Annotated in this window: 4 protein-coding genes and 1 pseudogene; 2 read left to right on the forward strand and 3 right to left on the reverse strand. The window is 67.2% G+C overall.

Going from position 1 to position 9,584, the window contains the following annotated elements; genetic code table 11:
- Positions 1-207: 207 nt before the first annotated feature.
- On the forward strand, positions 208-1,047 hold the full coding sequence (locus D3105_RS29995) for a helix-turn-helix domain-containing protein (RefSeq protein ID WP_118906062.1): 840 nt from the start codon (positions 208-210) through the stop codon (positions 1,045-1,047).
- Positions 1,044-1,247 (forward strand): DUF397 domain-containing protein, encoded by a 204-nt coding sequence (locus D3105_RS30000; protein WP_118906063.1) that lies wholly within the window; start codon positions 1,044-1,046, stop codon positions 1,245-1,247. Before D3105_RS29995 ends, D3105_RS30000 begins: the two co-directional genes overlap by 4 nt.
- 55 nt (positions 1,248-1,302) lie before the next feature.
- Here the strand turns inward: D3105_RS30000 and D3105_RS30005 are convergent, their stop codons facing one another.
- The 3 genes and pseudogenes from D3105_RS30005 to D3105_RS35005 all read right to left on the reverse strand — a co-directional run.
- Positions 1,303-6,237, reverse strand: coding sequence for a class I SAM-dependent DNA methyltransferase (locus D3105_RS30005; RefSeq protein WP_338104028.1), 4,935 nt, complete (start codon positions 6,235-6,237; stop codon positions 1,303-1,305).
- 148 nt (positions 6,238-6,385) lie between these two features.
- On the reverse strand, positions 6,386-9,280 hold the full coding sequence (locus tag D3105_RS30010; protein WP_240647072.1) for a DEAD/DEAH box helicase: 2,895 nt from the start codon (positions 9,278-9,280) through the stop codon (positions 6,386-6,388).
- A 121-nt stretch (positions 9,281-9,401) separates the two neighbouring features.
- Positions 9,402-9,584 (reverse strand): annotated as a pseudogene (locus D3105_RS35005) (hypothetical protein); the annotation flags it as partial.

The following is a 9,584-nucleotide window of genomic DNA, read 5'->3' on the forward strand; positions in this document are numbered from 1 at the left end:
CTCCTGTCCGGAGGCGTGGAGTTCGCGGGTGGGCTGGGTGGGGTGAGTTGTAGATTTCATGCCGCCAACGGTGGCGTTGCGTGAGTAGCGTTGACCAGGAGTGACGCGCGGACGGGTGCGGGCTGTATGCGTGGGTGCGGAGGGTGTCGGCGATGCGGGGCGTGACCGGCGGGACAGCCGGGGCGTTGGGCGTGGGAGGCGCGGATCATGGACGATCGGGAAGTGGAAGCCGGATATGAAGCCGAGCAGGGGGCGACGGGCATCCTTCAGGTGTTCGGGCGGCAGCTGAAGCGGTTCCGGGAGTGGGCGGGGCTGGACCGGACGGAGTTCGGGGCGAGGACGGGATACTCGGCGGCCACCATCGCGGCGTACGAGCAGGGGCGGCGGATCCCGCCGCCGAAGTTCATCGACCAGGCGGACGAGCTCCTTGGGGCGCGCGGGATCTTGGAGGAGATGAAGGAGGAGGTCGCGCGGGCGCAGTACCCGGCGTTCTTCCGGGGTGCGGCGAAGTTGGAGAAGGAGGCCGTGGAGCTGCACGTGTATGCGACGAAGGCCGTTCCGGGGCTGTTGCAGACCGAGGAGTACGCACGGGCGGTCTGTGCCATGTGGCGGCCGTTGCTGTCTGAGGAGACTGCCGAGCAGCGGGTCTCGGCGCGTCTGGCCCGACAAGCGATCTTCGCGCGAACGCCGCTGCCCACCATCAGCTTCGTCATTGAGGAGTCGCTCCTCCGCCGTCCGTTCGGAGGGCGGGCCGTTATGCGCGGTCAGCTGGAGCAGCTCCTCCTTTGCGGGCAGCGGCGCAATGTCGAAATCCAGGTGATGCCGACCGAGGTGGAGGAGCACGCTGGACTTGAAGGCCCCTTCACCTTGATCGAAACGCGAGAGGGGCGGAGGATCGCCTACGTGGAGGGGTACAAGGACAGCCGTCTGTACACAGAGCGAAAGCCGGTCCGAGAACTTGAGGAGCAGTACGGCATCCTCAGGGCTCAGGCGCTCACTCCGCGCGAGACGCTGGCCCTCATTGAGAAGCTGCTGGGAGATGTATGAACACCGAAGAGCCTGCCGGAACCGTGCCTGAGTCGGCCTGGTTCAAGAGCAGTTACAGCACCGGATCGGGCGGAGAGTGCGTAGAGGTGGCGAACGCCGCCCGATCGACGCACGTCCGTGACTCGAAGAACAAGGCCGGGGCTATGCTGCGCTTCGACGCGGAGCAGTGGGCGACCTTCGTCGCTTTCGCGTCGCACTGACCTGTACGACAACGCGGGCCGCGCCAACTTCGGTTGGCGCGGCCCGTTCGTCTTCCTACTCGTCTGCCTTCACCGGAGGTGTCCACCGGCCGGCGGCGATCTCCGCGTCGAGCCGAGCGGAGAAGTGCGCGTGCGCGGCCCGCATCTCGGTCTCACGGTCGGCCTTGTAGAAGGGCGCGGTGTAGCCCTCGGGGGGCGGGGTGGTGGCTGGGTTGGCCAGGTGATCGAGGAGCGCCGGGTAGATCTCCTTGGTTTGGCCGTGCCCGTAGCTGTTGTGGTTCCGGGCGATCCTTCGGCCGTTGGCGTCGAAGTACATCTGCGCCTCGTAGTCGGAGAGGATGGGGTATCGGGACTTGCAGATCGCGACGAGCTGGTCGGCGGTGATGCCTAGCCAGACGGATACGAGCGCGTCGAGCTCGACGAGCGCTGCGCGGCGTTCGTGCTCGGTTCGGAGGGGGGTGTCGTACTCCCAAGTGTTTGTCAGATGCCCTGCAAGAGGGTCGAGTCCCAGCCAGCCGTCGTACGCCCAGCTTTCGTAGCCTGGCCAAGTGAGGTGGAACAGGTCCTTCCAGAGCGGCGCATAGGCGTCGGTTAGGCAGTTCAGCCGGAGGGTGCGTAGAAGGAGCGGTGCGGCGAGGGGGTGCGCGGCAACGGGGGCGGGAAATTGGCGCACTCCTGCCGGAGTCAGGTCTGACCGACCGGTGATACGCAGGAGATAGTCCAGTGGAATTGAAGCCCAGAAGCCGGCGTTGAGTGCGGTAGTTTGATTGTCTGTCATTGACAGGGAATTAACGGTGAAGACGTATGTCGGGCCAGGTGGGATCAAAGCTGCGAAGAGGCTGCGCTCGGTGTCGAAGGGGATCATTCTGCGCCAGGCCAGGCGAAAAAACTCCGTGTACGGGCGACCGTTCCAGAGGTCATGGGATGCCTGGTAATGGTTTTGGTCGGTGCCACGAACGTAATTTGTCCGAGGAACGGAATTTACCGGGAGGGTGGTTAGGTCGTAAGTCGACCAATCTCGATTCGTTTTGCAAGGAATGTTAGGCTGTTTGTTGAAGGGTGTAGAAGTGGCGAAATGAGGGCCTTGGAGAACGACTTCCGTGAGGTCGAGGGGGGTGCTAGTTGACCAGCGGATGAGTCCACTTTTCTTGGCGTGAGTCTCGTTGTGGCCTTGACTGATTCTGGGGGCGAACTCGGCTAGGCGGACGGGGAATGCTGCGAGAGCTTCGATTGCCCCCTGTTCATCGGTGGTCACAGGGTAGAGAAGTGGCGCCTTCTCGGTGGACGTGTTCGTCTCGCCAGCTAGGCGGCCCCATTGTGTGAGGCGGTTGTCATCTACCTGGATGAGGCGTGCGGCGTGCGAGCGTAGTTCCCAGCGGCCTTCGTGCTTGATTCCGGGGAGGGGGCCATTTCCATCGTGCTTGAGAGAGGCCGTCAATGTCACCGGATCGAAAAGCCAACTTACGTGCGTGAAGGACACCTCGGCTGCCGAGCCGTAGATATTGATGCTGAATTCGGTGTTTGCGTGAATTTCGGGGAAAATGTTGGCACGGTTGTAGAAATGTGCATGGATTCGTAGATGCTTGTAAGTTGCACCTCGAAGGCGCCCCTCCTTCACTCCGCCGAAGTGAGTGTCAGGGTGAATCAATCCTGCGAGCCCTGCGGGTGAGAGGTTGAGCCAAGACCTGCACATGAATGCTCGATACATGTCAGGACGTGTGCCCGCTAGTTCTGGATAGATGGCGTCGGAGGTAAGTGCCGCTACTGTGCCTGAAATGGTGGCGAGTTCGGTGAGTAGGAACGTTGGATTCGGCTTGAGTGTCTCTGCCTTGCGCAAGCGCCACTCTTCGGCGCTCGGCTTTTCGGACAGCTTGAACCACGGCTCCAGCTCTGCGAGGACAAAGTCCTCTTGCCAGTCCGGTCGCACCCACGGCGGGTTCCCCACCTGCAAGTCATACCCGCCCCGCTCGAAAACCTGCGCGTACTCCAACTCCCAATGAAAGAACCCCTGCTGGGTGGCAATGTCCTTCGACCGTGCCGCCCAAGGAAACCGAGACTCCAGCCAATAAGACCGGTCCATCCCCATCAGATCCGGCAGCGCATCCTCATACGGCGTCAGCTCCGTGAGCGACTCGAACTCCGCGATCAGCGACTCCGCCGGCACATCCTGCGTCCCCAGCAGCGACTCCGCGAAGTCCAGCCAGTCGTCCAGGTTTGCCAGCGGGATCACCTCGCGGCGCCGGTCGGCGATGGACTCCTTGCGGCGGCCCATCCGGCGCTTGGCCACGGCCTCCTGGGTCAAGGACAGCTGCTTGGCCTCCGTGCCGAAACCTGGGAGGGCCTCCTCCTCCCAGGACATCAGGACACCGGCGCTCTCGTCCTCGTTCTGCTCTTCGTCTTCCGCCCCCGAGACCGCCACCTCATACACGGCCGACTGCTCCGCCAGCTCCGCCGCCTGCCGGTATCGAGGGTTCGTACCATTCAGCAGCGACGCTTCCTGGACCGGCCAGAACCACAGCGCGCACCACGCGTCCATCAGCGTCTTCAGCCGCCAGTACGGGGTGTCCACCGCCTCAAGGTCCGCCAGGACCTCTTCTCGCTGGACCGCCTCCACCGGCTGCCGCAGCCACTCCGGCTCCGCGCCCCAGACGTCGATCCTGCGGCTGATGTCCCGCTCGGAGATCTCCAGGCGGCGCACCACCAGCTGCCACAGGTACTCCGCCCGACGCGCGAGCCCCTGAAGCCGGGCCGTCTGCTTCGCGCTCGGCGACTTCGTGATCGCCTTGCGCCAGGCACCCAGCGCCTTCGCTTCCTCCGGGGCCAGGGCCTTCGCCTCCTTCTCGGCGGCGACCGCGCCCCACTCCTTCGCAGGGAGCAGGAAGTGGTGGACCGAGCCGGACGGAAGCCCGGACGAAGCCTCCGTAAGAGGGAAGCGTTCCGGCGTGGCGCCCAGCCAGCCGCCCTTCTTCAGGCGGTCCGGACCGTAGATCTCCCTCCGGCCGCCGATCAGGGAGTTGCCGCGCCGCAGGTGGAGGCCGAACCACGGCGCCTCCATGCCGGGGTGCATCGTGTTCAACCACAACGAGACCTCGGCCAGTTCGACGGCCGTCGAGTTGAGGTCCACGCCGTACGAGTTGTGCAGCGCGATGTATGCCTTGGCCTTCTGGAGCTCCATCGGGTATTGCTCGGTGTCGATGGCGTGGCCGGTCTCGTCCTGGCGGCGGCGCAGGTATTCCGACGCGACCTGGTTGATGGCCTCGTTGAGGAACGCGCCCGAGCCGAGGGCCGGCTCGCAGATCTTCCAGTCCAGCAGCTCCCGGGCCTCGGTGACCGTGTCGTCCTGGTCGAGGCGGTGCTGCAAGGCCAGCTGGACGGTGACCTTCGTCAGCGATTCCGGCGTGTAGTACGAGGCTGAGGTCTGGCGGTCGCGGCCGGAGAGGCGGTAGACGAACTTACCCGGGAGGTGCCGGACACGGACGTCCTCGCCCGTCTCCTCGTCTCGGTGGTAGACGAAGACGGCATCCTCGTACTCGACCGTCTTCGACTTCGGGATCAGCCAGGAACCGTCCTTTGGGTCGCCGTTCTTCGCGACCTCGTACAGCTCCTCGTCCGCGATGCGGCCCGCGTACGACATCAGCCCCTCGTACACCGCGCCCAGCTGGTTGATGCCGAGCTGCGCGTACGAGATGAAGCCGCCGCGCTCACCCTTCCTGCCCCGGGTGAGCATCAGTTTCCGCAGGACCTTGTACAGGGTCGCGTTGCGGAGTCGGGTGTCCAGGTAGCGCGGGCCCTCGTCGGAGTCGTCGTCGTGGCGGGGGTCCTTGACCGACTCGGCGCCGATCAGGCGGATCGACTCCGGTTCGAAGAGCTTCGAGTGGAGGGGTTCGAAGCGGAGGCCGACGTCTTCGGAGTCCTTTGCGCCCACCCCGTGCGTGCGGCGCGGCCGGTAGCCCTCCTGAACCTTGCTGAAGAGCAGGTCCAGGGACTCGTACAGGTAGACACCCTCGCGGGCCTTCTCGCCCACCAGGTCCCGCTCCGCGACGAGCTCGCCGAGGCGGCCGAGGCCGTACCCCTGGTGGTACTCCGGGTAGTCGGACGGCAGGATGCCCAGCTCCGGGCGGGCCTCCGCGTACAGGAGGAACAGGATGCGATACAGGTAGCGGAGCGACTCGCGGGTGAGCTGCCGGGAGAGTTCCGGGAGTTCCTTCACGTCCTCCAGGCGGACGCCGTCATGGCCGGCGATCCGTGCCAGGACCTCGTTCGCGATGAGTTCCACCGATTCGCGCAGGCCGTCACGGAGTTCGGACGAGACGCCCACGGCATGCTTCGTGGACTTGTCGACGAGCCCGGCGAGCGGGTTCTCGCCTCCTTCCTCCGGAGTGCGCAGCGAGTCCGCACCGAACAGGGCCGCCAGGGTGTCGAGTTCCTGGCCGTCCTTGGTGTTGTTGCGGTCCAGGGCCGTGTCCAGGGAGGCCGCGAGATAGCGGCCCTCGCCCCACGCCGCCCGGTCCGCCAGGACGATCACGCCGCCGGCGAGCAGCAGCACGTACCGCGGCGCGTCCTCGCTCGCGAAGAGGAACGAGGCGAGCTTCGAGCCCGTACGCAGGAGGGTGGAGGCGTCCAGCTGTACGGGGGTGAGGAGGCGGCCGGAGCCGTCCGGGTCCAGGGCCGCGTCCGGCTCGGCCGCCCAGCCGCAGTCGACTGCCACCAGGCCCGGTTCGGCGTGCGCGACGGGGATCTCGTACGTGTGGTCCGCCCGGGACACCGTCAGGATCTGGGGCTTGGAGTCGTAGCCGAGGGCGCGGAGGGTCGAGGAGTTGAGGGAGGCGGCGCGCTCGCGCCACTCGGGTGCGTCGTACGTCGTCGCGTCGTCGTGGGTGACCGCCGCCTCCGCGAAGAAGGCGCGGGTACGGAAGTACGGGCGGCGCAGGGCGCGCAGCCCCAGACGGGGGGTGACCGGGAGGGCGTCCGGGGCCGGTTCCTGATCCACGGACTCAGAGGACTTCGCCTCCTCCTCGCGGGTCTTCCAGGCTGCGAGGAGACCGGTCTTGAGGTCCTTCGGGAAGACCTCGGCCAGGTAGTGCGCGGAGAAGTAGTCACCGCGGTTGACCAGGGAGTCGTACGTCATGGGGATTCTCCTAGGCGTGCGCGGCGGAGCCGTGGGCGGAATCGAGGACGGCCAGGACGCGCAGCATGGGCCGGCCCGTCGTCAGCAGGGAGTCGGCGAGGCGGGACAGGTCGTCCTTGGTCTCCTCGCCGGCGAGGGTGGGCTGTTCCCACTGGCCCAGACGATGCCGGTACTCCTCGATCGGGGTGAGGAGCGCCTTGTCCCACTCCGCGCTGTGGCGCGAGAGGAAGGCCTCGGCTGCCTCCAGGGCGGCCGGGATACCGGCCCGCAGGCCGTCGGCGTCGTGGGGCCGCAAGGGGTTGGCCATCGTCGGGCCGATGCCTGCCTCGCGCAGTGTCCCCACCATGTCGTCCGTGACGTGCTCGCCGGTGACAGCCATCCATTTCACGACCGTGGGGCGGCCGAGGGCGTTGGAGTAGATGCCCTGCACGAGGTACACGGGGGCGTCGACGTCGGCCGTGATGACCGGGGCCTCCTGGCGGCCCAGTTTCACCAGGACCTTGTCGGTCAGCCACTCCACGACCGGGTGGAGGTCGGTGAGCAGGGAGATCTCCGGCCAGCTGGAGGCGCCCGACTCACGGGCCCGTACGAGGGCTCGGTCGGCCAGCTTGCGGTTGAGAGTGACGAGGAGGCGCTCGCTCAGGCGCTGTTCGCGGCGGTAGTCGGGAGGCAGCGCCTTCAGCCGGTGCACCAGGTCGGCCGGAGGCTTGAAGGAGATGAGGCCGTTCTCGGGGTCGCGGTCCATCCCGAGGGACTGCTGGGCGTCGGGGAAGACCTCCCGTACCGCCTCGTCGACGAACTCGCGGGTGGTCGTGAAGAGACGGGGCACGTGGGCCTTCGGCGGGGCGACCGAGGAACCGTCCGATGCGGGGGCCGCGACGGCGGGCTCGGCGGACACGTCGTCGACCTGGGCGAAGAAGTCGGCCAGGAAATCGTCCGCGCCGCCTGCCTCTTCGGCGGTGTGCTGGAGCGACTCGTCGACCGTCCGGCCCTTGAGCAGGTCCTGGATCAGCGACTTCTCCTCGGCCTCCGGGCGGTACAGCCCGGAGACCGCCTCCGCCGTGCCGAGCGAGCGGTGCGCCTCGTCCTCCCGCTCAAGGAGACGCTCGGCGACCGTGCGGTCGTCCTTCGCGCCGTCCACCTCGCTGGTCAGGATCAGGGCGCGGAACTGAGGCTTGTGGATCTGCCCGTAACGGTCGATACGGCCGTTGCGCTGCTCGATGCGGATCAGCGACCACGGAACGTCGTAGTGGATGAGCTGATGGCACTGCCGGTGGAGGTTGACACCCTCCGACGCCACATCACCGGTGAAGAGGATGCGTACGGGTGCGTCGGCGAGGCCGAAGTCCTCGATGCACTGCATCTGCTGCTCGTCGGAGAGGCCGCCGTGCATCACGCGGGCCGCTTCCTCCAGAGCCTTGCCCTTGAAGCCGAGCGCGGCCGGTACGGCGGACCGCAGCCACTCCAGGGTCTGGACGCGCTCGGAGAAGACCACGACACGTGTCTCGCTGCGCGGTCCGACGCCGATCGCCTTCAACTGCTCGACGAGAGCGGTGAACTTGCCGGAATCCTGCGCGGTCAGATCGGCCGTCAGCTCCCGCAGACGCTGGAGGGCGGCCAGTTCTGCGCCCGTCGCGTCGGGGGCGTTCTTCTTCTCCAGCGTCTTGATCCGGGCCTCGACCGTGGAGCTCAGGGCGGCGTGCGAGGAGAGGAAGGACTTGAGCAGGGTGTACGGGAAGAGCGGGACGTCGCTCACCGAGCGCCCCTCGGCGGGCAGCCATACCTGCGCCAGCTCGTCGAAGATCTTCTCCTCGGCCGGGGTCGCCGGGCAGTGCACCGACTCGGAGGGGCCTCGGTCGGCCCACTGGCCGGACATCTTCTCCCGTACCTCGGCACTGACCTTGGTGCGGCGGATGAACAGGTGCTTGATGTCCTCGGCCGAGTAGCGCTCCGGGTCACGGATCGCCGCCGGGTCGAGCAGCGCGATCAGTTCGGCGAACGAGCGGGCGTTGCCGTTGTGCGGGGTGGCGCTGGCGAGGATGAGGGCGTCCGTCTGCGGCGCGAGGAGTTGGGCGAGCTGGTTGCGCAGCGAACCGCGGTTGATCAGGTTGTGCGACTCGTCGATGACGACGGCGTCCCACCGGATGTGCTCCAGGTGGTGCTTGTACTGATCGGTGTTCTTGAGGGTGTCGATCGAGACGATCACGCGCTTGAAGAACGTGAAGGGGTTGCGGCCGGCCGGGATCTCCCGCTGGATCCGCTCGATGCCCGCCGAGTCGAGGCGGATCAGCGGGATGGCGAACCGTGTCCACAGCTCGTGCTGGAACTGCTCCAGAACGTGCTGCGGGGTCACGACGAGGATCCGCTCGCCGCGGCCGCGGCGGATCAGCTCCGCGAGGGTGAGTCCGATCTCCAGGGTCTTGCCGAGGCCGACGACGTCCGCGATCAGCATGCGGGGGCGAAGGTTCCGGCCCGAGAGGGCGAGCTGCGCGGGCCGCTGCTGGTAGGGGAGCGGGTCGAGGAGGAAGCTGTCGGCGAGGGCCAGGCCGCGCTCGGACTGGGGCAGCGGGGTCTTGCGCAGGATCGCTTCGAGGAAGAGCCGGCTGCGGCGGAAGTTCGGTGAGTCGTCGCTGATCAGGGTGGTCTTGGCGGGGTCCATCAACTCGATGCCGGGTTCGCCGTCGCGGGTCCGCTCCAGGCCCGTGAAGAAGACGGCCTCCTGATCGCGGACGAACTCGGAGATCCCGACGGCCTCGATGCGGTCGCCGTCGTGATCGGTCCGGGTGACGTTCTTGACCAGCCATTCCTCGTCGCGCACGACGATCTGGGCGCCGGGCGGGAGACTCGTACCGGTGCTCGGTGCGGGCTGCCCGCTGGACTGCCTACTGGACTGCTGGGCGGTCACCCGCGGTACCTCCTGATAGCTGCTGAACTGTGTAGATCTTCGTGCGGGCCACGGCCCCGGACAAGGGGCGAGGGGCGCGTCGGTCCGGCGCACCCTGGAGCGTCTCGGCCTGCTGTCCCGCTCAGAACGGCGCCGTCGACGCATACGTCTCCCGCAACTGTGCCGCGATCCGGAGCGCGGCGGCGGAACGGCGGGGGCCGGGACGCGGCGCGGGCGTGGGCTGCGGTGCGGCTTCGGACGCGGGCTCGGTGTCCGGGGTGGCCACCGCTACCGTCGGGGTGTAGCCCGGCGGGTGGGCGGGGGT

Origin of the sequence: Streptomyces globisporus, assembly GCF_003501885.1 — a bacterium.
GTDB lineage: Bacteria > Actinomycetota > Actinomycetes > Streptomycetales > Streptomycetaceae > Streptomyces > Streptomyces globisporus_D.